The 21,605-nt window shown below is 70.2% G+C and carries 23 protein-coding genes and 1 pseudogene; 11 read left to right on the forward strand and 13 right to left on the reverse strand.

Annotated features, from left to right (window positions below):
• Positions 1-50: 50 nt before the first annotated feature.
• Both ACN28I_RS27200 and ACN28I_RS27205 read right to left on the reverse strand, forming a co-directional pair.
• Positions 51-590: a hypothetical protein gene (locus tag ACN28I_RS27200; protein ID WP_420944848.1), complete on the reverse strand. Its 540-nt coding sequence runs from the start codon at positions 588-590 to the stop codon at positions 51-53.
• Between the two features lie 39 nt (positions 591-629).
• The gene (locus ACN28I_RS27205; RefSeq protein ID WP_420944849.1) at positions 630-1,613 is read right to left on the reverse strand and encodes a hypothetical protein; all 984 of its coding nucleotides are present in this window, start codon (positions 1,611-1,613) and stop codon (positions 630-632) included.
• Between the two features lie 267 nt (positions 1,614-1,880).
• Here ACN28I_RS27205 and ACN28I_RS27210 point away from each other — a divergent pair, with 267 nt between their 5' ends.
• Positions 1,881-2,567 (forward strand): suppressor of fused domain protein, encoded by a 687-nt coding sequence (locus tag ACN28I_RS27210; RefSeq protein WP_420944850.1) that lies wholly within the window; start codon positions 1,881-1,883, stop codon positions 2,565-2,567.
• A gap of 84 nt (positions 2,568-2,651) precedes the next feature.
• Here ACN28I_RS27210 and ACN28I_RS27215 read toward each other — a convergent pair whose 3' ends face one another.
• Complete coding sequence (locus ACN28I_RS27215; protein WP_420944851.1) at positions 2,652-3,575, reverse strand: WD40/YVTN/BNR-like repeat-containing protein; 924 nt, start codon at positions 3,573-3,575, stop codon at positions 2,652-2,654.
• A gap of 50 nt (positions 3,576-3,625) precedes the next feature.
• A complete protein-coding gene (locus tag ACN28I_RS27220; RefSeq protein WP_420944852.1) occupies positions 3,626-4,369 on the reverse strand; it encodes a hypothetical protein in 744 nt (247 codons plus the stop codon).
• 214 nt (positions 4,370-4,583) lie between these two features.
• Between ACN28I_RS27220 and ACN28I_RS27225 the strand changes: the two genes are divergently transcribed.
• The 4 genes and pseudogenes from ACN28I_RS27225 to ACN28I_RS27240 all read left to right on the forward strand — a co-directional run bounded on the left by ACN28I_RS27225 (position 4,584) and on the right by ACN28I_RS27240 (position 8,389).
• Positions 4,584-5,051: a ferritin-like domain-containing protein gene (locus ACN28I_RS27225; protein WP_420944853.1), complete on the forward strand. Its 468-nt coding sequence runs from the start codon at positions 4,584-4,586 to the stop codon at positions 5,049-5,051.
• A gap of 66 nt (positions 5,052-5,117) precedes the next feature.
• Positions 5,118-6,152 carry an AmmeMemoRadiSam system radical SAM enzyme gene (gene amrS, locus ACN28I_RS27230; RefSeq protein WP_420948723.1) on the forward strand — a complete coding sequence of 345 codons (1,035 nt, stop codon included), beginning with the start codon at positions 5,118-5,120 and terminating at the stop codon, positions 6,150-6,152.
• Positions 6,153-6,558: 406 nt separating this feature from the next.
• Positions 6,559-7,488 (forward strand): annotated as a pseudogene (locus tag ACN28I_RS27235) (fibronectin type III domain-containing protein); the annotation flags it as partial.
• A 73-nt stretch (positions 7,489-7,561) separates the two neighbouring features.
• On the forward strand, positions 7,562-8,389 hold the full coding sequence (locus tag ACN28I_RS27240) for an FG-GAP repeat domain-containing protein (protein WP_420944854.1): 828 nt from the start codon (positions 7,562-7,564) through the stop codon (positions 8,387-8,389).
• 47 nt (positions 8,390-8,436) lie between these two features.
• Here ACN28I_RS27240 and ACN28I_RS27245 read toward each other — a convergent pair whose 3' ends face one another.
• Positions 8,437-9,195: a class I SAM-dependent methyltransferase gene (locus tag ACN28I_RS27245; RefSeq protein WP_420944855.1), complete on the reverse strand. Its 759-nt coding sequence runs from the start codon at positions 9,193-9,195 to the stop codon at positions 8,437-8,439.
• Positions 9,196-9,464: 269 nt separating this feature from the next.
• On the opposite strand from ACN28I_RS27245, the gene ACN28I_RS27250 reads away from it, so the two are divergent.
• Positions 9,465-10,628, forward strand: a complete 1,164-nt coding sequence (locus ACN28I_RS27250) for an endonuclease/exonuclease/phosphatase family protein (protein WP_420944856.1) — start codon at positions 9,465-9,467, stop codon at positions 10,626-10,628.
• Complete coding sequence (locus ACN28I_RS27255; RefSeq protein ID WP_420944857.1) at positions 10,625-11,539, forward strand: hypothetical protein; 915 nt, start codon at positions 10,625-10,627, stop codon at positions 11,537-11,539. Before ACN28I_RS27250 ends, ACN28I_RS27255 begins: the two co-directional genes overlap by 4 nt.
• 140 nt (positions 11,540-11,679) lie before the next feature.
• Here ACN28I_RS27255 and ACN28I_RS27260 read toward each other — a convergent pair whose 3' ends face one another.
• The gene (locus tag ACN28I_RS27260) at positions 11,680-11,814 is read right to left on the reverse strand and encodes a hypothetical protein (protein ID WP_420944858.1); all 135 of its coding nucleotides are present in this window, start codon (positions 11,812-11,814) and stop codon (positions 11,680-11,682) included.
• Positions 11,811-11,942 (reverse strand): hypothetical protein, encoded by a 132-nt coding sequence (locus tag ACN28I_RS27265; RefSeq protein ID WP_420944859.1) that lies wholly within the window; start codon positions 11,940-11,942, stop codon positions 11,811-11,813. Before ACN28I_RS27265 ends, ACN28I_RS27260 begins: the two co-directional genes overlap by 4 nt.
• Before the next feature lie 71 nt (positions 11,943-12,013).
• On the opposite strand from ACN28I_RS27265, the gene ACN28I_RS27270 reads away from it, so the two are divergent.
• Complete coding sequence (locus ACN28I_RS27270; RefSeq protein ID WP_420944860.1) at positions 12,014-12,379, forward strand: hypothetical protein; 366 nt, start codon at positions 12,014-12,016, stop codon at positions 12,377-12,379.
• 44 nt (positions 12,380-12,423) lie between these two features.
• On the opposite strand, the gene ACN28I_RS27275 is transcribed toward ACN28I_RS27270, so the two are convergent.
• From ACN28I_RS27275 to ACN28I_RS27300, 6 genes are all read right to left on the reverse strand, one after another.
• Complete coding sequence (locus tag ACN28I_RS27275) at positions 12,424-12,813, reverse strand: hypothetical protein (RefSeq protein WP_420944861.1); 390 nt, start codon at positions 12,811-12,813, stop codon at positions 12,424-12,426.
• A 102-nt stretch (positions 12,814-12,915) separates the two neighbouring features.
• Entirely contained in the window at positions 12,916-13,449 is a 534-nt protein-coding gene (locus ACN28I_RS27280) for a hypothetical protein (protein WP_420944862.1), read from the reverse strand.
• A 14-nt stretch (positions 13,450-13,463) separates the two neighbouring features.
• Positions 13,464-14,009, reverse strand: coding sequence for an NUDIX domain-containing protein (locus ACN28I_RS27285; protein ID WP_420944863.1), 546 nt, complete (start codon positions 14,007-14,009; stop codon positions 13,464-13,466).
• 18 nt (positions 14,010-14,027) lie between these two features.
• Entirely contained in the window at positions 14,028-14,477 is a 450-nt protein-coding gene (locus tag ACN28I_RS27290; RefSeq protein ID WP_420944864.1) for an NUDIX domain-containing protein, read from the reverse strand.
• 190 nt (positions 14,478-14,667) lie between these two features.
• Positions 14,668-16,290, reverse strand: a complete 1,623-nt coding sequence (locus tag ACN28I_RS27295; RefSeq protein ID WP_420944865.1) for an ATP-binding protein — start codon at positions 16,288-16,290, stop codon at positions 14,668-14,670.
• Between the two features lie 546 nt (positions 16,291-16,836).
• Entirely contained in the window at positions 16,837-17,517 is a 681-nt protein-coding gene (locus tag ACN28I_RS27300) for a Crp/Fnr family transcriptional regulator (protein ID WP_420944866.1), read from the reverse strand.
• A gap of 318 nt (positions 17,518-17,835) precedes the next feature.
• Here ACN28I_RS27300 and ACN28I_RS27305 point away from each other — a divergent pair, with 318 nt between their 5' ends.
• The 3 genes from ACN28I_RS27305 to ACN28I_RS27315 all read left to right on the forward strand — a co-directional run bounded on the left by ACN28I_RS27305 (position 17,836) and on the right by ACN28I_RS27315 (position 21,584).
• Positions 17,836-18,282, forward strand: a complete 447-nt coding sequence (locus ACN28I_RS27305; protein ID WP_420944867.1) for a hypothetical protein — start codon at positions 17,836-17,838, stop codon at positions 18,280-18,282.
• A 153-nt stretch (positions 18,283-18,435) separates the two neighbouring features.
• A complete protein-coding gene (locus ACN28I_RS27310; protein ID WP_420944868.1) occupies positions 18,436-19,629 on the forward strand; it encodes a hypothetical protein in 1,194 nt (397 codons plus the stop codon).
• The gene (locus ACN28I_RS27315) at positions 19,626-21,584 is read left to right on the forward strand and encodes a serine/threonine protein kinase (protein ID WP_420944869.1); all 1,959 of its coding nucleotides are present in this window, start codon (positions 19,626-19,628) and stop codon (positions 21,582-21,584) included. The genes ACN28I_RS27310 and ACN28I_RS27315 overlap by 4 nt, the downstream gene beginning before the upstream one ends.
• Positions 21,585-21,605 lie beyond the last annotated feature (21 nt).

A 21,605-nucleotide genomic window follows, 5' to 3' on the forward strand; every position in this document is an offset into this window, starting at 1 on the left:
GCCCGCTGGACACTCCCGCCGAGGGTCTCTTGGAACGGCGGGCGGCCCGCTCAGTAGCGCACGTCCAGGCTCGGCATCAGCAGCTTCGCCTCGCCCTGGGCCTGGAGCGACTGGGTCAGGTCCAGGTGCACCACCGCGCGGCCGTGCTCGGACAGGTACGCCAACGGCGCCTCGAAGCGCAGCGGCGCCACCCGCGTGTCGATGACTCCGCCCTCCGACGCCGCCTCGTAGCCGCCGAAGTCGTCGAACGTCACCTCCACCTTCACCCGCTCCACGCCCTCGGGCACCAGGAAGAGGCCCACCAGGTGTGCCTGCTCCGCGTGCGTGAGCTCCATCGGGAAGCGGGACTTGAGGCGCACCGGCAGCGCCTCGCCCTTCTCCGTGGTGACGGAGAGACGGCGCACCTGCACCAGCGCCGAGTCATAGCCGGGGTTGTTCACCCCCTTGAGGCGCAGCTCGAAACGCTGGCCCTGGGCATCCGCGGGGAAGTCCGGGCGCGGGCCCGTGGCCTCCTGTGTCCCGGACGCCCCACCGCAGCCCCCGAGCCCGAGCGCCACCGCTCCCAACACCGACAGCATCAGCTTCTTCATGGTGAGTGTTCTCCTGGAAGGTGTGTGAAGGAAGCGGCGCTACTCGCGGCCCGGCTCCAGCGGATCCGTGGCGATGCTGGCCGCGTGCGCCGGCGTGGCCCGCCCCGCATCGAAGCCCCCGGGCAGCGGCTGGCGCATCCCCGCGTCGTTGTGGCGGCCCAGCTCCCTCACCAGCCGCGCCTGCCCCTCGTCCCCCGAGGCGCCCCGCAGGGTGCGCAGGGCCTCGTCCAGCGCCCGGCCCCGCTTCTCACTCGCACCGAAGAGCCGCTCGTTGCACGTGGCCACCAGCGCCTCGCGCGCCAGCTCGAAACGCCGGGCGTCCGCCTCGCTGCGCACCCCTCCATTGCGGTCCAGGCCGGGGCTCGCCCACAACAGGCCCAGGGCCTGCTCCAGCGTCTCCACCCGCGCCACGCCCAGGTCCATGCGGCCCGCGGCCACGCACTGCCCCAGCGCCTGCTCGTGCACCTTGAAGAAGCCCGCGTTGCGCGAGGGCCCCCGCGCTCCCGGGCCCGGCGGCTCCGCGCAGTACGGATCATCCGGCGGGCACGTCAGCTCGCAGTCCACGAAGGGCTCGCAGCAGGTGACGCGCGCGGCGCACTGCGTCTCGCCCAGGGCCCACTTCACCCGCAGCGCGCTGTCGAAGCTGTCATCCACCCGGCCATCGCTCGCCGCCAGGGCCTGGCAGGCCTCGGGCGAGTCCAGCTTCAGCTCGAAGGTGGCGTCGCGCCCCTCCCCCACCCCAATCGCCATGGGCGTGGGGAACGGCGAGCCGAAGCCGTAGGGCGCCAGCAGCGGGTCCTCCACGAGGTCCGCCACCGATTCCCCCTTCGGGTGGACGTTCCTCAGCTTGTACTGGAAGCGCAGCGTGGCCGGAAACTTCGTCACCCGGGGCGCCTCGCCCGGTCTGGGCTGCCCCTCGCCCTTCACGTGGACGCGCTTGTCACAGGTGAACTCGTGAGCACTCGCCGCCCCCGCCCCGCCCAGCACCACGGCCATGGCCATGGCCTTCCATCCCCTCTGCATGTCGCTCCTCCAGTTGTGGACCCGAGCGCCCTGGCTGCTCGTCGTTCCACTCCCTTTCACGACCCATACCGGGCACCCGGACACCCACTTCGTCCACCGGAGGTCGCCTCGTGGGTACAGCGTGCGACACCGGTGCTTGCCTGCCTGCCCTGGGTTGGGAAGCGGTGCGCCACGGGGTGGGAAGGAGGTTGCCCACCTTGGGAGCTAACAGTTCCACACGAAGGAAAAGTGAATCGCGAGGGAACAACCCGTTAGAGTCCCCTGGCTATGAAAGCGCCTGAGACGGATGAGGCCTTCTGCCAGTGGTATGAGGACTGCTGGGCGGATCGTGACGAGGTGGAGTACCCGAAGCTTTTCGGGACCATCAGCGAAGAGGTCTACACGCTGGAGCAGACTGGTGCGTTGGAGGCCTGGCTCGAGAGCGAGCTGGCCGAGGTGAAGGAGCTGGATCCCAACTGGGGAGGCATGGGCGTGCGCGTGGCGCCGCCGAGCCCCGAGTACCCCTACTGGACGTACGTGACGAGCGGTCTGTCCAACCCCATCACGCTGGCCCCGGGAGAGGAAGTGGACCCCAACGGCCCCAGCGGCGTCGGGTACGAGATGGTCATCCACACCACCGAGGAGGCGAAGTGGCCGGTGCTGCGACTGCTGGACATGATGGCCTACAACCTGGTGTGCATGCGGGCCTTCGCGGTGGGGCATCGCTACCCGGTGGAGGGCACGCTGACGGGCGGTGAGTCCGAGCTCAACGGCTTCGTCTTCGTAACCGACCCTTCGCGCCCCTCGCACTTCCAGCTCGAGTCGGGGAAGGTGCAGCTCCTCACCCTGGTGGGCGTGACGAAGAACGAGATGGCCTTCTCGCGCTCCAACGGCATGGATCGGCTGATGGCGAAGCTGGTGGCCGCGGGAACCGGCTACATCACCCACCCGGAGCGCAAGCAGGTGCAGCTCTAGTCCCCGCGCTTCCCCCCCACCTCCAGCCCCCTCTCCTCACGGGGAGAGGGGCGGGACGGAGGGTCTCCCCGTCCGGGGACCCTCTCACCCCACGCGGCCGTAGATGCCGCCACGGATGTCCACGCCGACGCCCCACTCGCGGCCGGCGATGTCCACCTGGGGCCCGAGCGGCAGCGAGTAGCTCGCCCACGTGCGCCCCCCGTCCTCGCTCACATGGAGCGCCGGGTCCGCGCCCTTCGAGGGGTCCGCGCCACGGGTGAGCAGGCGCAGCACGCCCTCGGTGGCCACGAGGCGCAGCGGCTCACGGCCCTGGGGCAGCGGCTCCAGCCAGCGAACCTCGGAGCCCTGGCGCTCGCCCACGCGGGCCTGTCCGTCCACCACCGCGGCCACGAAGGCCCCGTCCACGTCCACCACGCGGGCCGCGCCCACGTTGAGCTGGCTCCATGTGGCACCGCCATCCGTGCTGACGGAGAGCGTCTTGCCCAGCAGGGCCACTCCGCCCTCCACGCGCCGCAGCCGCTCGGTGTGCGGGTTGCGCTCGCCCTCCAGTTCCAGCTCCATCCACGAGGCGCCGCCGTCCGTGGTGCGTCCCAGGAAGAAGGCGCCCAGCACCCAGATGTCCCGCTCGCCGAGGGCCAGTACCTGGCCGAGGCTCGGCGCGCCCACCAGCCCGCGGCCCTGCCACTGCTGGCCACCGTCCGTGGACACCAGCAGGTGGTAGTCCGAGCCCGAGCCCGAGGGCTTGAGCGAGCCGCCGATGGCGACGCACAGCGCCCCGTGGCAGTCCAGGGCCTGAATCCAGCCCGGGCCCTCCCAGGTCTTCGTCACGGCCCCGGCGGTGGCGCGATGAATCTGGCCGCGGCGGGCCTTCATCCGCTCCAGCAGGCTGATGCCGGGCGGCTCCGCCACGGCGCCGATGAGGGCGAAGCCCTCACGGCTCGCGGCCACCGCTCCGACCTTCAGTCCCTCGGACAGCTCTCCCAGCCTCTCCCAGTCTTTCTCCGGCACGCGTCAACCTCGGAAGCTCGAATCCGGGAGCGAAGATGCCAGCCCTCCGGCTACCAGGGAAGTTTGGGCAGCTTGATGAGGTCGGTGAACGTGCTCTTGACGTCCTTCCACGCCTCCTTGGCGGACTCCTTGGCCACGTCCGCCACGTCTCCGGGCCGCATCTTGCCCAGCGCGACGAAGATCTGCCGGACGCCGTCCTTGGTGAACAGGTCCTTGAGGTCCGGCGTGGTGCCGATCTTCAACAGATCCTGGGCGGGCAGGTCGTAGAGGCCGGACTGCACGTAGGCGTCCGGGTGCGAGTCGTAGGCGAATTTCTTGAAGGCCTCGGGGTCGCGCTCGAGCTGGGCGAAGCCGACCGGGTCCTCCATGCGCTTGGTCTCGATGGCTTCCTGGAGGGACTTGAGGCAGCGGTCGCGCCACTCGAGGCCCTGGGGGGTGAGGTCCTTGGGCCCGAGCTTGGAGAAGCGGTCGCAGTACTTCTGGCCGTACTCCAGGTAGTAGTCGGGCGGCTTCATGCCGGGGTTGCGGCGGACGAAGTCGTCGTAGCGCTTCTTGTAGTAGTCCCGGGTGCCGGTGGGAATCTCGGCGGGGAGGTTGCGCGCGGCGTTGCTGCGGCCGGGGGTGACCGCCCGGGCCGTGGCGCGGGTGGTGGTCTCGAAGGCATCGGTGGAATGCGCCGGGGCCGCGGGCGAGGCGGTGGCCGGCGAGCGGACCGTGTTCTTCTGGGTGACAGCAGGCTCCGTGGGGGTAGCCTGGGTCCGGGGGGGGGAGATCGCCGGGCGTTGAATCCTCATGATTTGGGATTATCGCGAAATCCCTCCAGAAGTTTCCACCTGGGTGGCAACTCATACGCGGAGTGTGCGCCGAGGGCCTGGGCCTGCCCGCTCGCCGGGCAACCGCGCGTCCAGGAAGTAGGGAATTGTCCTCCAGGGCCCCTTGAGACGCCTCGTGCACCGCCCCAGTTTTGCGCGGCGCGGGACTTCCCGCGTCACTCAGGAGGAGGACGGCATGGCGGCGATGGACCTGAACAGGATGATCGAACGGCTCAATGACCTCATCGCACTCGACCACGACGCGGTGGGGGCGTACGAGGCGGCCATCAACCGCATCGACGTGGAGTCGCTGCGCATGAGCCTGCGGGGATTCCAGGCGGACCATGAGCGCCACATCCAGGAGCTGTCGCGGGTGGTGGTGACCCTGGGCGGCACGCCCCGGACGAAGCCGGACACCATGGGCTTCATCCTCAAGGGCTTCACGGCGGTGACGTCGATGATGGGCAACGAGGCGGCGCTCCAGGCGATGCGGGGCAACGAGCTGCTCACCAACCGCACCTACCGCATGGCGCTGGACGAGGAGTGGAGCCCCGAGACGCGCGCCATCATCGAGCGCAACTTCTCGGACGAGCAGCGGCACCTGGCCTTCATCGAGGCGGCGCTGCGCAACCGCATCTGGGAGCAGACGCCGGTGCAGCCGTAGGGCATCCGGAGCACCGGGAGCCAGGGCGGCCTGGGTGGAAAGCAGGCCGCCCGACGGCGGCCCGGCCTGGAGGACGGGCGCCTCCAGTGCGACCTGTGCCCGCGCGACTGCAAGCTGCACGAAGGCCAGCGGGGCATGTGTTTCGTGCGCCAGCGCACGGGTGACCGGATGGTGCTGGCGACGTATGGGCGCTCGTCGGGGTTCTGCGTGGACCCCATCGAGAAGAAGCCGCTGGCGCACTTCCACCCGGGCAGCAGCGTGCTGTCGTTCGGGACGGCGGGGTGCAACCTGGCGTGCCGCTTCTGCCAGAACTGGGACATCTCCAAGTCGCGCGAGATGGACCGGCTCACGGACGAGGCGAGCCCCGAGGCCATTGCGCGGGCGGTGGAGGCGTACGGCTGCCGGAGCGTGGCCTTCACGTACAACGACCCGGTCATCTTCGCCGAGTACGCGATGGACGTAGCGGACGCGTGCCATGCGCGAGGCATCCAGACGGTGGCGGTGACGGCGGGGTACATGCACGCCGAGCCGCGCCGCGAGTTCTACGCGAAGATGGACGCGGCGAACGTGGACCTGAAGGCGTTCACGGAGGACTTCTACTTCCAGCTCACGGCGGCGCACCTGAAGCCGGTGTTGGAGACGCTCGAGTACCTGCGGCACGAGACGAAGACGTGGCTGGAGATCACCACGCTGCTGATACCGGGGAAGAACGACTCGGACGCGGAGGTGGGGGCGATGAGCGAGTGGCTGCTGAAGCACCTGGGCCCGGACGTGCCGTTGTTCTTCACGGCGTTCCACCCGGACTACAAGCTGCGGGACCTCCCGCCGACGCCACCGGAGACGCTGAGGCGGGCGAGGGACATCGCACGCAAGGCGGGGCTGCGCTACGTGTACACGGGGAACACGCACGACCCGGCGGGCGAGACGACGCTGTGCCCGGACTGTGGCAAGGACCTCATCGTGCGGGACTGGCACTCCATCCTCACCTACCGGCTGACGGAGGAGGGCAAGTGCCCGGACTGCGGAACGAAGATTCCGGGCCACTTCGACGCGAAGCCGGGAGACTTCGGGCGCCGCCGCGTCCCCATCGCGGTGATGTGACTCCGCCCAGGTGCCCCACCTGGTTCGCGCTCGTACTGCTCGGCACCCCGGCGCGTCTGCACAGGCTGGAACATGAAGTCTACTTGCCAGGCCTCCTCAACCTGCCCTGATTGGTTCTGCGACCCGTCGGCGTGCTACCGTCCGCTTGCCGCAGTCTCCGCCTGAGCTTCGAATGAGCACGTCCGCGTATTGCCTCAGCGTGGTCCTTGCCGCGCTATTCCTGATCGGTTGCCCAACAGTCGTGGACCCGGAGCCCGGCTGCGATGACGCCAGCGAGTGCCGCGAGCCGCCTCCCACCGGCCAGCACTTCGAGTGCGTGGAGCGCCGCTGCGTGCTGGCGGACGACCCGCGCAAACCGTCGGCGCCCCAGCAGGTGGAGGCGACGCCGACGCTCGGCGGGATGCGGATGACCTGGCAGGCTCCGCGGGACGAGGGGACGTCGCCGGTGACCCACTACACCGTGGTGGCCACGCCGGGCGCGCTGTCCCGCACCACCGAGCAAACGTCGCTCACCTTCGACGGGCTGTCGCGCGCCACCGAGTACACGTTCGTGATCACCGCGAGCAACGCACACGGCACGAGCGAGGCCTCCGCGCCGACCCGGCCGCTGCGCCCGTACGGTCCGCCGGGGCCGGTCACCGAGGTCGCTGCCACCGCCGGCGTGCGCTCCATCAGCCTCTCGTGGACGGCGCCCGCCGACTCCGGCGGCCCACCCGTCACCTACCGCGTCTCGGTGCCGTCGGAGCCGGCGGCCATGATCGCCATCTCGGGCACGACCGCGCAAATCACCGGCCTGCGGGACGGGACACCGTACGTGGTGGAGCTCGTCGCGCTCAACGGTCTCGCCGAGTCGGCGGCGGTCGCCACCCCGGAGCTGACCACGTTCGCAGCGCCCTCGCCGCCTGGCGGCCTGGCGGCCACCGTGTTCCCGGGCAGCGCCCGGTTGACCTGGAGCGCGCCCCCCTTCAACGGAGGGACGCCGCTCACCGGCTACGTTGTCTCGTACGAGCCGGGCGGAGGCCACGTGACGCTGCCTGCGACCGCGACGTCCGCCACCATCGAGCCGCTGGGCTTCAGCACGGAGTACACCTTTACGGTGCGCGCCACGAACGCCGCCGGCGAAGGGCCCGCGTCCACGCCAGCCCGCGCCACCACCCCCTGCGACATCCAGTTCTCGACCGCAGCGACCGCGGCCACCGAGGTCGAGCCCAAGGACGTGATCACCGCGCACTTCGACGCGGACGGCATTCTCGACGTCGCCGCGGTGAACAGTTGGACCAACACCGTCAGCGTGTTCCTGGGCACCGGAGGCGGCGCGCTGGCCCCCGCCAGCAATTACATCGTGGGCACGAGGCCGCATTCGCTGGTGGCTCGAGACTTCGACGCTGACGGAGCTGCAGGACCTCGCGGTGGTGAACTTCGGCGGCGACACCATCAGCGTGCTGCTCGGCAACGGTGCCGGCGCCTTCGGCGCCGCTACCAGCTACGCCACCGGCCCCAGGCCGGCCTCGATCGTCTCCGCCGACCTCAATCAAGACGGGAAGCTGGACCTCGCGGTGGCCAACACGGGCGCCGGGTGCTGCTCCGGCTCCAGTGCGATCAGCTTCCTGGCAGGGCGGGGCGACGGCACGTTCGCCGCGTACCGCAACGTCTACGCCGGCACCAGCTCCGGGACCGACCGTCTCGCGATCGGCGACTTCGACCGCGACACCAGGCCCGACCTCGCGGCCTTCTCCATCCTCGGCCGGGTGGCGCTGATCTTCTACTCGCGCGGCGAGTTCTGGGCGACGACGCTGGTGGACGCGAGCCCGTGGGTCCAGGACTTCGTCACCGCCGACTTCGACTCGGACGGCTGGCTCGACATTCTCAGCGCCAACTTCCTCGACAACCCGCGCGGCTGGAACCGCCTGGAGGCGCTGTGGAGCAGCGGTGGCGGCAGCTTCGCCGAGCCGGTGGTCCCGCTCCGCGAAGGCGACAGCCCGACCGCGCTGGCCAGCGCGGACTTCAACGGCGACGGTCACCTCGACGTCGCGATGACCAGCTACCGGACCGCCTCCGTGCTGGTGCTCGCGGGCGACGGCGCCGGCGGCTTCATGGCCCCGCGGACGGCCGCGGTCGGCACGTCGCCAGTGGGGCTCAGCGCCGCCGACGTCGACGCCGATGGCAGGCCGGACCTGGTTGTCGCCAACTACGGCAGCAACACCGTCACCGTCCTCCGTAACACCTGCGGGCCCTGACGGAATCGCCGCAGGCGGACATGGCTCATTCCCGGCGGCTGGAGTACTCAGGACGTCGGAGGGGTGGGCTTCCACGTCGAGGGCCGGTACTCGTGGAGCCACACGCGCTCGAGGCCCCAGGTGAAGAGGACGCGGTGGCTCGACAGGCGTACGAAGTCCTCCGCCTCGATGGGGTGTAGCACCGTGAGCACGCGCGTGGCGGGCGCACAGGTGCGCAAGCGCGCCACGAGCCGGGCCTTCGTCTCCGGGGTGAATGCCAGCCAGTTGGTAAAGACGTGGGTGGCGTCCGACAGGTCCGCCTGGGCCGCGTCCCCCTGCACGAGCGTGATGCCGGCGGGGGCCAGCCAGTGCGCCATGCGCGTCACATGCTCGGCGAGCAGCTCCACGCCCCTCGCCTCGGCCCCGAGCCACCGCGCCGCGAGCAGCACCCGCCCCCGCCCCGCCCCCAGGTCCACCAGCCGGCTGCCAGGACCCACGCCGGCACGCCGGAACACCCAGAGCGCCGACATGAGGGGCGTCTCGCCGTAGATGAGCTCGCGCATGCGCTGGCCCGTGGCCCGGAGCGCGAGCACCACCTCGAAGGAACGCCGGGCCCGGTAGGGCGAGCGCAGCCGCTCGGCGAGCCACAGGCCCACATAGGGCCGCACCAGCGCGGGACTCCCCACCAGCAACACCGCGTCCGTCAGCCGGGTGATGAGCCCGAGCACCATCGCCCAACTCTGCACGACGAGGCGCTGGAGGAACGGAAGCTCGAACGCCGCCAGGTCCTCCTCATCCTCCTTCTGGCTGGGGCGTGCAGGGGCCACGCACGCCATTCAACCCCGGCCCCCCCCGGCGGCGGCAAACTCCCCTCCGGCCTCCTCCGCCGGTACTCCCACCCGTGCTCCCCCACCAACCCCTCCCCAGCTACACCTCGCCAGGGCACACGCTACCGCCAGGCTCCTACGAGACTCCACCAGGCCCACTCTGGGAGTGCCAGGCGGCAGGTTCGATTCCGCCATGGGAAAAAAGAGCTGCGTGCACCGGGAGGGACGCGCCCCATGGGCCGGGGTGTCGGGGTACCCTCGCGCCCCGTATGAGACGAACGCTTCCGTTGCTGCTCCTCCCGTTGTTGCTGGCCGGCTGCGAATGGGTGGCCGACCCGCTCTCCTTCACCCGCGATGAAGTTCCCCGGTACAAGGCCCGGACGGAACATCCGGCGCCGGTGGCCAACCCCACCTCGCTCAAGGTGATGGCCTGGAACGTGAAGTACGGTGCCTGCCGGATCGACTTCTGGTTCGACTTCTGGGGAGACCGCGTCCAGATGTCCGAGACCGAGGTGACGGACTGCCTCACCCGGGTGGCGGCGCTCATCCGCGAGTACGACCCGGACATCCTCATGGCAGAGGAGATCGAGGTCGACTCCAAGCGCAGCGCCTATATCGACCAGGTGCGCTTCCTGCTGGAGAACACGAACCTCCGCTACGCGGCCTACATGTCCACCTGGAACTCGCGCTACGTGCCGTCCGAGGGCGTGGGCCGCATCGACCTGGGCAACGCCATCTTCTCGCGCTACCCCATACTCAAGGCGGAGCGCATCCGGCAGGAGGACCGGACGGACCAGGATCCGCTGACGTCGACGTTCTACATCAAGCGCGCCATCGGCCGGGCCGAAGTGGACGTGGGCAACGGCCGGACCATCGCGGCGTACGTGGTGCACACCGAGGCGTATGACCAGGACGGCACCAAGCAGCGGCAGATCCAACAAATCCACGACGTGCTCCGGGCGGAGACGCTGCCCTGGGTGATTGGCGGAGACTTCAACGAGCTGCCGCCCGTCTGCGACGAGCGCGCGGCGGCGGGGACCCCCGAGTCCTGCGTGGGCAAGCTGCGGCTCTCGGGTTTCATGGACGAGCGCGAGAGCAGCGAGGGCACCGAGTTCGAGCAGCCGCCCTACACGCCCAGCGTCATGAAGCGCTTCTATGACGACTTCGAGCCGTCCATCTCCCTGGCCCGCTACGGCGTGGGCGAGGAGAACCAGCGGCCCTTCTTCACGCACTCGGTGCTGGGCCCGGACAGCCGGAATGACCAGGGGGTGCCCGGCACGTGGAACCGCACGCTGGACTATCTCTTCATCCGCAAGGGCGAGGTGTGGACGGACACGGACGTCATCCAGGGCCCTGGCCGTCTCGGGGTCCAGAGCGATGCGAGCCGTCTGTCCGACCATGCCCCCGTCGCCGGTACCTGGAGGCTGCCATGAGAGCCATCCTGCTGTTCGTCCTGTTGGGAAGCACCCTGGCCTTCGCGCAACCCCTGCCGGCGCGGGACACCGCGGACGTGGGTCCCCGGGGCTCGTGGAGCGTGGGCGTGTTCAACCCGCTGCGCATCGCGGTCCACGAGGGCCTCGAGCTGCAGACGCATCCGCTCCTCTTCTTCGTGGCGCCCAACGTGGATGCCCGCTTCGCGCTGGTGCGCTCGCCCCTGCGGCTGACGGCCGAGGCCGGGCTGTCCATGCCCACGCTCGCCATGCGGCTGGTGAAGGGCTACCTCTTCCCCGGCTGGGAGACGAGCCAGAATGACATCGGGTGGATGCTGATTCCGCGGGCGGGGCTGCTGCTCTCGGGGAACGTGCTCACGCACGACGTGTGGACGCTCCGGGCGGACGCGGCCTTCCGCGTGGCCCTGGGCCCCAACAGCGCCACGCCCCTCAACTCCTTCCTCACCCCGTTGGACCTGGTGCTCGCGGCACCGCTCACGGGCTTCCGCTCGCGGGTGGGGGGCGCGTACGACCATGCCTTCAACGAGCGGCTGCGCCTGCGTGGAGAAGCTCAACCTCTATGTGACCGGCTCGCAGGGCCGTCTCATCGTCTCGGGACAGGACATGGGGCCCATCGCCTCCATCTCACCGCTGGTGCTCACGGCCCACGTGGGCGTGGACCTCGCCCTCTTCCGGCACAGCCGCATCACCGCGGGTGTCCTGTGGGCCAACGCGGACCAGGGAGCCACGCGCGTGGTCGAGGGCGCCGATGGCTTCAGCGAGCGCGTCCGCGTCCGGAGCAACGACTTCCTGCCGACGCTGGACTTCATCTGGCAAGGCTTCTGAGCCGCCACCGCGAGGCCTGGAGCACCCAACACTCCAGCGCCTCGCCTCTCCCCACGTACTCGGGCTAAGCCAGGAGGGGTATGTCCTGTCAGGGGGGTCCGGGCGCGATGGGGAGCAACTGGTCCGATTGTTGGACCAGTCGGCACGCCGCGCGGCCCGAAGGCGCTCCGTGCGTTCCCGCCCCCTGAAAGAACTGACTTCCACTGGCTTAGGGCAGGGATTGCAGGTAGGCGATGACCGCGTTGATCGTCGCGATCTGCTCGGCGTCGCCACCACTCCCCTGGAGCCACTCGAGCATCTCCTGGTACTTCTGGATCCACCCCTCGCGAGTGGTGGGCATCATCCCGCGGCGACCGCGGAGGCCGGATCCTCCGGGTTGGCCTGGATGATGGTGTCGAGCAGCCCGTAGAGCTGATCGCCCGTGAGGCCGAACTGCCGCTGGTAGGGCTGGGCCTCCTCGGCGCTCAGCATCGAGCTGCCACCCGGCCCGCCTCGCATTGCTGATACCGGGGAAGAACGACTCGGACGCGGAGGTGGGGGCGATGAGCGAGTGGCTGCTGAAGCACCTGGGCCCGGACGTGCCGTTGTTCTTCACGGCGTTCCACCCGGACTACAAGCTGCGGGACCTCCCGCCGACGCCACCGGAGACGCTGAGGCGGGCGAGGGACATCGCACGCAAGGCGGGGCTGCGCTACGTGTACACGGGGAACACGCACGACCCGGCGGGCGAGACGACGCTGTGCCCGGACTGTGGCAAGGACCTCATCGTGCGGGACTGGCACTCCATCCTCACCTACCGGCTGACGGAGGAGGGCAAGTGCCCGGACTGCGGAACGAAGATTCCGGGCCACTTCGACGCGAAGCCGGGAGACTTCGGGCGCCGCCGTGTCCCCATCGCGGTGATGTAACCGCGCCCGCTCCGGACGCCGGAGCAGCAGGGTGACCCGGCGGGCTACTTCGCCCGTTCACCCTTCAGCTCCACCGTCTCGTCCACGACGCCGCCCACCTTGACGACCTCGTATTGAGGGCGGTCGTTCGGGAACGGCGGCTGCTCCCCGTAACGGCCCTCGAGCCAGAGCGCGCAGCGGGTCGCATCGCGCCCGCACTTCTGCGCCATCCGCTCGCGCAGCGGCACCCCGAGCGCCAGCTCCGTCACGTGGAGTTCGACGTCGCCCACGCGGGAGCGCTTGAAGCCATGGCCGGGTCCCCCGAGCTCGATCACCACGGGCAGGCGAAGACGCTTCCCGCGATTCGCTTCGAGCCATGCCGCCAGGGCTTTCGTGTCGGTGACCGCCGGCCCCGGTTCGAATTCGTGGACCGGCTCTGGATCGCCTTTGCGCATGGGGCGCCCTTTCATCTCCTGGCCTCCATCGGGGGTGGCGCAGCTACAGAGCAGCATGACCAACGCGGCGCATCGGCTCATCGACTGCCTCCGCCCGGCATACTAGCTCGGACTGATCCTCAGCCGCCGAGCATGGCCCCCTCGTCCGTGGGTGAGCTCGTGTCGGCACACGTATGTGCCGTTTGGCAGTTTCACCTCCACACCTACCTTCCCAACAAGAGCGCCCTCTTCGGCCGCCCAAAGCACCCCGAGAGAACCCGCGGTGACGGTGAGTTCGCCGATAAGCATCGTCTCGTCAGCCGATGTTGTCGCCAACTCGCCAGGCGTCTCCTCATCCAGTGGGTCGTGCTGCCACGTCCTCACAACCAGGACTTCAGGCCCCGGCAGAACAAAGACGTCAGCAGTCCCCCCACCACGCATCTCCCAGAGGAGCGCAGCACCACTGCGCATGGGAATGGTCCCCCCTTCTACCTCCGGAAACTGGTCAAAGAAGTCACACGCGCGCCGGTAGTCAGCACCGTCACCCTCGACGCCTCTCCAAGAGCCAAGCAGGTGTCGATCCGCGACAATGAGGGGTCCCCCTTCCATCTCGAGCCGCCCACGTCGTTCGACCTCTACGGATTCAGTCCCCACCATGGGTTCATCCTCTGTCAGAGGCCGGGGATGCGCCGCTGCATGCGCAGCAGGCAATAGGCCGAGAGCGTCGCGGAGTCCTTGATGTGGCCGCTCAGGATGAGGGCCTCGAACTCCGCGACTGGCACCTTCTTGCAGACGAGGTCGGACTCCTCGGGGGACAGTTCCTGGGCCCCCGGGGTGAGCTCCTCCGCCAGGAAGACGTGCATGCCCTGGTTCGAGTAGCCGTAGGCGATGAAGAGCTGGCCCAGGTACGTCATCTTCCCCGCCACGAGCCCGGTCTCTTCCTTCAGCTCGCCCGCGGCCACGGTCTCGGGCGAGGCGTCCACCTGGGTCTCCCAGGTGCCCATGGGGAACTCCAGGTAGCGCCCCTGCACCGGGTAGCGGTACTGCTCCACGAGGTGGAACGCCCCCTCCTCATAGGGGATGACGATGGAGAAGTCCGGCTTGAGGACGACGCCGTAGATGCCGGTCGAACCGTCCTGCCGCTGGATGGAGTCCTCGCGGACGGTCATCCACGGGTTGCGGTACACGTCGCGGGAGGAGAGGGTCCGGATGGTCATCGAATCCGCCTTTGCCTTTCACGTGCCAGCGGACGACTCGAACTGCGCGAGCGCCCACACCTGGAACTCGTGGCGGAGCCGCTTCTTGGCTTCGGCCATCGGGAGCCACTCGAGCGAGTGATCCGACTCCTGCGGTGCCTGCGTCTTCGGCCCCAGGCGGGCGACGAAGAAGCGGCCCACCTTGTTCAGGTGGAGCTCGTCGTGACGGACCACGAGCAACTGCGAGGCCCATCCGAGCTCTCGAACCACCTGCACTTCGTGTCCCGTCTCCTCACGCACCTCGCGGGCCAGCGCGGCGAGGGCATCCTCGTGGGGATCGATTCCGCCACCGGGGAGGAAATAGCCCTGGGGAACACGAATCAGCGCCACGTCCCCCCGCTCGTTGACGATCACGGCATAGGCGCCGGGCCGGTCGACATAGACCTTGCCGGGGACCCGCTTGCCGAATTGGGGGATGGCCATTTTCATGCGTACCGTCAGCGGACTTTAGAGAGAAACAGCGGAACGTGGAATGCCGCTCCCGCGGCACCTGGGGTGGTGAGCCTGACAGCGCTGCCCGACGGACCTCATCGCCCTCGTCATGCTGGGGGTGGCGGTGTGGGATGCCCGGCGTCTGAGGCAACGCGGCAGGGCCCGGTAGCAGGCGTCACCGCTCCCTCTACACGCGAGCCTCGCCGCCATACACCGGCAGGCTCACGCGGAAGGTGGTGCCCTGGCCCGGCTCGCTCTCGACGGAGATGTCCCCGCCGTGCGCGGAGATGATGCTCTTGCACACCGAGAGCCCCAGGCCGCTGCCCTCGCTCGAGGGCTTGGTGGTGAAGAACGGCTCGAAGACGCGCTCCAGCTTGTCCCGGGAAATCCCGCTGCCCGTGTCGCGCACCTCCACGGTGACACGCTGGGTGCCATCCACCCGGGCGGACAGCTTGATTTCATTGCGCTCCACCGCGCCCGGGACGATCGCGTGCGCCGCGTTGATGAGCAGGTTGAGGAATACCTGGCACAGGCGGGCGCTGTTGCCGTGCACCGGAGGCACGTTCTCCACCGCCTGCACCAGGTTCGCCCGGCCGCGAATCTCGTGCGCCGCCATCTTCGCCGCGCTGCGCACCACCTTCACCAGGTCCACCGGGCCCATCTCCCGGTCATCCGGGTGGGAGAGCATCCGGAGATCTCTCACGATGAGGCGAACGCGCTCGGCGCCCTCGCGCGCATCGGCGAGCGACTCCAGCAACTCCCGGCGCTCCACCGGGGTGGGCGCCGCCTCCATCTCCGTCACCACCTGCTGGGCGTAGTTGAGGTTGCTGAGCACGAAGGCGAGCGGGTTGTTCAGCTCATGGCCCACGCCCGCCGCGAGCTGGCCCACGGTGGCGAGCCGGTCGGCGAAGAGGAGCTGGGACTGCGCCGCCTGGAGCTGCTGGAGGCTGTCGGTGAGCCGGGCGTTGGCCTGCTCCAGCTCGGCGGTGCGCTGCTGCACGGTCTGCTCCAGCAGGGCGTTGTAGCGCTCGCGCTCGTGCGCCGCGGCCCGGAGCTGGGAGGCCATGCGGTTGATGGCCCGGGCCATCAGGTCGTACTCGTCGCGCTCGCCCTTCACCGGCAGCTCGCTGTCCAGGTCCCCCGCGCCCATGCGCTCGGCGCGCTCCAGCAGCGTCCCCAGGGCGCGGCGCATGTTCAGGTAGATGACGGACGCCATGGACAGCACGAGCACCAGGGCCAGCAGCGGCACGGCCACGCCCACCCACCGGCCGAGCCCGAGCTCCCGCCGGCCCTTCTGCTTGTGGAACTCCAGGTCCGCCCGCGCCGAGTCCCACGCCCGTCTCAAGTGCGGCGCCACGTTCTCGCGGAAGGCGTAGAGCGCGTCATGCGGCAACACGGCCTCCGCCCCCGCCGGCGTCAGCCGCACCCGCTCCTCGGTGTTCCTCAGCCAGCGCTGGAGCGTCCGCCGCAGTTGCTCGATGTATTCGAGCTCCTGCACCGCGGGCTCCCCCAGGTGCTCCTGCCGCACCAGCTCCCGCAGCCGGGTGAAGGCCACCTCGAAGCGCCGCTCCTGCTCCTCCAGCACGGCCTGGGTGTCCCCGCCCGTCTCACTCTCGTGGAGCAGCGTGTGCAGGTACCCGAAGGAGTCGTCCGTCATCCGGCCGTAGGTCTCCATCTGCCCCTGGATGGCGAGCATCTGCCCCAGCCCCTCCTCGCCCCGGTGCGCCACCACGAAGAGGGCGGCGCCCACCAGCGCCACGCACCCCACCGCGACCGCCGCGAAGAGCAGCACCCGGCTGCGCAATGTCATCTCGATTGGCTTCATCCCGGAACTCAGGAGCAAATGTCTAACACTGGAATCTCCCCAAGGCCCGTCCACGGCCCGGGCCCGTGGGAGGTGGAAGGCCCCCGGCCCCTGGAGTATCCCTGCCGCCCCACGTCCGGGCGCCCGGAAGCTCCGCGAGCAGCCCTCCTCCAGGTCCCCCAGCACGAAGCCGGCCGGGTGTCTGTGAACGGCTTCACACCCCCGCAGTGAGTCGCTTCACAGCCCTGGAGGCCCCACGGCGGTATGACTGCTTTCGGGAACAGGGACTCGATGCCCCGTTGGACCCGAACGCCGCGCCCGAGGTGCGAGCGGAGTGATGTCTGTGCGAGGCCGCCGAAGGCCGCCATGTCCTGAGGGGGGATGGCCGCCGATACCTCGCCGGGGGGACTCCGCCCCGCTCCGCCTTGGGAAGGCGCGCGAGGGCATCCTCCAGGGTCCCAGGGCCAGGGGGCCGCGCCGGGGGGCGCGGCCTCCGCCCATGGTTTTCCCGGGAGTCCGAGACCGCGCGGGGGGCGCGGGCTCCTCCTTGCCTCAGTCCACGTCGCGGCGCAGCCGCTCGGGGTCCACGATGGTGATCTGCCCGTGCTCGGACGTGAGCAGCCCCTCGCGGGTGTAGAAGCGCAACCACTTGTTGGCGCTCTCGCGCGTCACCCCACACAGGTTGGCCAGCTCCGCCTGCGTCAGCTTGGGGATGACGATGCCGCCCTCGGCGGCGGGCTGGCCCTGCGTCCGGGCCAGGTCCAACAGCACCCGCGCCAGCCGCGCCCGCGCATCCAGGAAGGCCGAGTCGTGCACCAGTTGCGTGACACGCCGCACCATCCGGCTGAGGACCGCCAGCAGCCCCATGGCCACCTGCGGGCGCTCGCTCAGGAAGCGCCGGAAGTCCTCCTGGTGCAGGCTCAGCAGGTGCGTCTCGTCGCGCGCCACCGCGTCCGTCGAGCGCGGCTCCCCGTCCAGCAGCGCGAGCTCGCCGAAGGCGTCGCCCCGGCCCAGCAGCGCCAGGATGACCTCCTTGCCTTCCGAGGAGCTCAGGCGGATGGCCACCTCGCCCCGGCGGACGATGAAGAGCGCCGTGCCCACGTCCCCCTGGTGGAAGATGACCTCGCCCTTGCTGTAGCGCCGCTGCTGCAGCAGCCGCGACAGGTTGTCCAGATCCTCCTGCGCGAGGTGCTCGAACATCGGGATCTGAGCCAGCAACGGCGCGAAAGACATGTGAAAACCTCGGACTCCGGACGGGTGAAGCAGGCGAACACCGGAATTCTCCACCTCCTCCGGCCCGGGTCCAAACGTTATCGGCTTCACCGCGGGTGCAATGCTCCCCCGCCTACACCCCCGTCAGGTCCCGCCACGCCCCCCCGGGCGCTCGTTGACCGGGACGTCCTCTTGCGGAATGATGCGTCGATGGTGTAACGCCGAGTCCAGCACGCGTGGATGCCCCTGTCGTGTTGCTCGGAGCTCGACGAGCCCATGACCACAGAGGCTCCCTCTTCCACACCGGCCGCGCGCCCCCTGTGCCCACGTTGTGGGACGATGGTGCCCCTGGCGGGCCCTGGCACCCAGGTCATCCGCTGTACGGGATGCGGTGCCGCCCTGCAGGTGAGCGTGCGTCCGGCAGAGCCCTCGGGACCGCCCACCGCTCCCGCGCCCCAGGCCGGTCAGGGAGGCCCACGTCCCCGGCGCCGTCCCATGGTGGAGGTCTCCGGCCCGCGGCGCGCCGAGGCGCAGCCCATGGTCACCTTCACGGTGGAGCTCTCGCAATCCGACATCGAGACGGAGGCGCTCCAGCCGGCGGCCCCGGCGCAGGCCCAGGCTCCGGCGGCCCCCACCCCCACCCACCTCGACATGCCCTGGTTCGCCGAGGACATCGAGCGGTTGCCCGAGGCGAACGTGGACCTCGGAAAGCTCGCGTTGGAGTCCTTCGAGCCCTTTCCCCCGCTGCCCCAGCGAGCGTCCGCCTCCCATTTGCAGGGGAAATGAGAGCAATCCAGCAGGCTGGTGCTCTGACGGCCGAGCCCACAACCCCATGAAGCCCGGCACGGGGCGGTGGGGTATCATCACCAGCGCGCGCGGTTCGACGACGGCACGCCTCGAGGAGGGAGTGGAGGAAGCGCGATGAGGAACGCAACCAGCATGGAGCCATCAACGGACTCCTCGGCGGACCTCCAGGGGGTGAGGCAAGGCTGTGTCGAGCTGGGGCGCCAGGCCGAGGGCATCGCCGAGCTGGTGCTCCCCCTGCTGCGCCAGGCCACCCAGGAGCTCGCCCGGCTGGAGACGCAGCGGGACGAGCTGCGCAGGGCGGGCACGCGCGAGGCGCCGCAGACGGTGCCGCCCAAGCTGCTCGAGCGCATCGACGAGCAGAACCAGGCGGTCCGGCGGCTGGAGCGCGCCAGCCGGGGCCTCAAGGATTTCATGTCGTCGCTCGGAGGCCTGAGCGAGCAGCTCCAGGGTGGACTGGCGCGGCGGGACGAGCAGCAGCGAGAGCAGGAGGCCATCACCCGCGAGGAGAAGCGGATGTGGCTGCAGGAGCTCAACACCCTGCGGGAGCAGGTGCGCGGCGCGGGCGGCCCCCCGGGTCCCTCCACCGCTCAGCAGGAGGAGCTGCAGCGGCTGCGCGCCGACAACGAGGTGCTGCCCAGGCTGCGCGCCGAGCGCGACCGGCTCGCCCACCGCGTGGCCGAGCTCGAGAAGAACCTCACCACCCGGGAGCAGACGCTCACGGCCAAGGAGCAGACCATCGAGGATCTGCGCAGGATGATCGTCCTGCTCACGGGGGACACGGCCTCCTCCGCCCCGTCCGCGCCCAGGCCCGCCCCGGCGCCCGCCAGCGTGGTCAACCTCGCCGCCAGGGTGCCGCCTCTGCCGCCCATGGCCCCGGCGGTTCCGCCCCGGCCCAAGTCCGACACCATGTTCGGCAACAGCACCATGCAGCTCGCCAACAGCATGCTGGAGAGCCTGGGCGAGAACACTCCCGCCTCTCCGCCGCCCGTGGCCAGCAAGCCCCTCGCGCCCGAGCGCAGGGTGCCGAGCATGGAGATCATGCTCGAGCCGCTCGACGAGCTGGAGGCACCCCGGCCCTCGCTGCCGCCACCCGTGCCGGTGGTGCCACCGGTGCCGGCGGTGTCGGCCCTGGCGTCCAAGGCGGCGGCCCTCATGCCCAAGGCGAGCGCGCGCATCATGCCCTCGGGCCCCGCCCTGACGCCCGCGCCCATCCCCGGTCCGCCCCGGCCGGTCCCCGCGCGCGCCGGCACGCTCGTCATCAGCGAGGACATGTTCAACGAGATGCTCGTCGAGCAGGACCCCCTCGGGGGATCCGGTAAGAAATGAGCGCGCCGTCCGAGTACCAGACGCTGCCGGCCCGCTTCGGCCGGTATGTGCTGCTCAACCACCTGGGCCGCGGCGGCATGGCGGACATCTTCCGCGGCGTGGCGCTCGGCGCCGGCGGCTTCGCCAAGCAGGTGGTCGTCAAGCGCGTGCTCCCGGAGGCCACCCAGCAGGAGGCCGCGGTGCAGATGTTCATCGAGGAGGCGCGGCTGTCGGCGCTCCTCCAGCACATGAACATCGCGCAAATCTTCGACTTCGGAGAGCAGCGCGGCGAGTACTTCATCGCCATGGAGTTCATCCATGGCCGCGACCTGTACGACTTGATGAAGCGCGTGGCGGCCCGGGGACAGGGCCTCCCCGTGCACCTGGCCTGCTACATCGCCATGGAGGTGCTCAAGGGGCTGGACTACGCGCACCGCGCGCGCTCGGCGGCGGGCGAGCCGCTCCACCTGGTGCACCGCGACGTCAACCCCACCAACATCCTCCTCTCCTTCGAGGGAGAGGTGAAGCTGCTGGACTTCGGCGTGGCGCTGGTGGGCAGCTCCAACAGCGGCGATATCGCCACCAACGTGCGCGGCAAGCCGGGCTACATCCCACCCGAGCAGCTCGCCCGGAAGAAGCCGGACGGGCGCGGCGACATCTTCGCCCTGGGCATCACCCTCTACGAGATGCTGTCGCGGCGCCATGCCTTCAAGCCCGGCCCGGTGATGGACGTGCTCAAGCAGACGGTGACGCTGAAGGCCCGGCCGCTGCGCCTCCAGGACGCGGCCCCCTTCCTGCCGGAGCCGCTGTGCGCGGTGGTCAACCGGTGCATCCTCGCCAACCCGGACGAGCGCTACCAGAAGGCCGGTGACGTGCTCGACGCGCTGGACGAGTTCCTGATGTCCGCCGGCCTGCGCGTGTCCCAGCGGGACCTGGCCTCGCTGATGGCCAGCTACTACGAGCCGGAGGTGCGCACCCCGCCCGTGCAGCCCCCCATCCCCCCGGCGCTGCTCGCGCAGGAGGTGCCCTCCGCGCAGCCCACGGCCTCCTACGCGGTGCGCGAGCCGGGCGGCGGCCTCTCCCTCGCGAAGCTGGGCGAGGACGACGTGCGGCTGCTCTTCGCCTCCGGGAAGCTCTCGCCCCAGGCCCAGGTGTCCCAGTCCGGCGGGCCCTTCCTGCCGCCCTCGGCCTTCCCCGGAGTGAGCGCCGTGGCGGCCTCGGCCCAGGAGCGCCTCGAGGCCCGGCTCGCCAAGGCCCGCCCGCCCCGCTACGCCGGCACCCTGGGCCGGGTGTCTCCGCTGCGCGTCCTCGCGCGGCTGATGCTCGCCAGGGCCACCGGCCGGCTCCACTTCGAGCAGAACCGCGCCCACAAGGAGCTCTTCCTCAAGGCGGGGCAGATCATCTCCGTGCGCTCGAGCCTCGCCGCGGACCGCTTCGGCCCCTTCCTGCTCCAGACGGGCAAGCTGTCGGCGGAGCAGTGGCAGCGGGCGGTGGAGAACACGCGCCCCTTCTCCGGACGGCTGATGGACGCGCTGCTCGCCTCCCGCGTCCTCTCCCCGTCCGAGCTGGCCGAGTGGACGCGCGAGCACCGGCGCACCGTGGCGCTCAGCCTGCTCGGCTGGGCGGGAGGCCGCTACGCCTTCTTCGACGGCGAGGCCCCCATCACCGACGGCACCGAGGAGCGGCTGGGCGGCCTGGCCCTGCTCAACGAGGGCCTGCGCGCGCACTACCCGCTCGAGCGGCTGGTCCGCGAGCAGGAGGCCCTGCGCCACAAGCCGCTGCACCGCAACCCGGACGCGCCCGTGGCGGCCAGCGACCTGGCACTCTCGGCCAGCGAGCTGCGCGCCTCCTCACTGCTCAACAAGCCGGGAAATACCCTGTCCGCCGCGCTTGCGGAACTCAAGCGTCCGGAGGATGAAGTAGCCTTGCGCCGCGTGGCGCTGCTCTTCACGGAGGTAGGGCTCCTGGCGGCTTGAGGCGCGCGGGGCGGACGGGTT

Origin of the sequence: Archangium gephyra, from assembly GCF_049060025.1 — a bacterium.
Classification (GTDB): domain Bacteria; phylum Myxococcota; class Myxococcia; order Myxococcales; family Myxococcaceae; genus Archangium; species Archangium gephyra_A.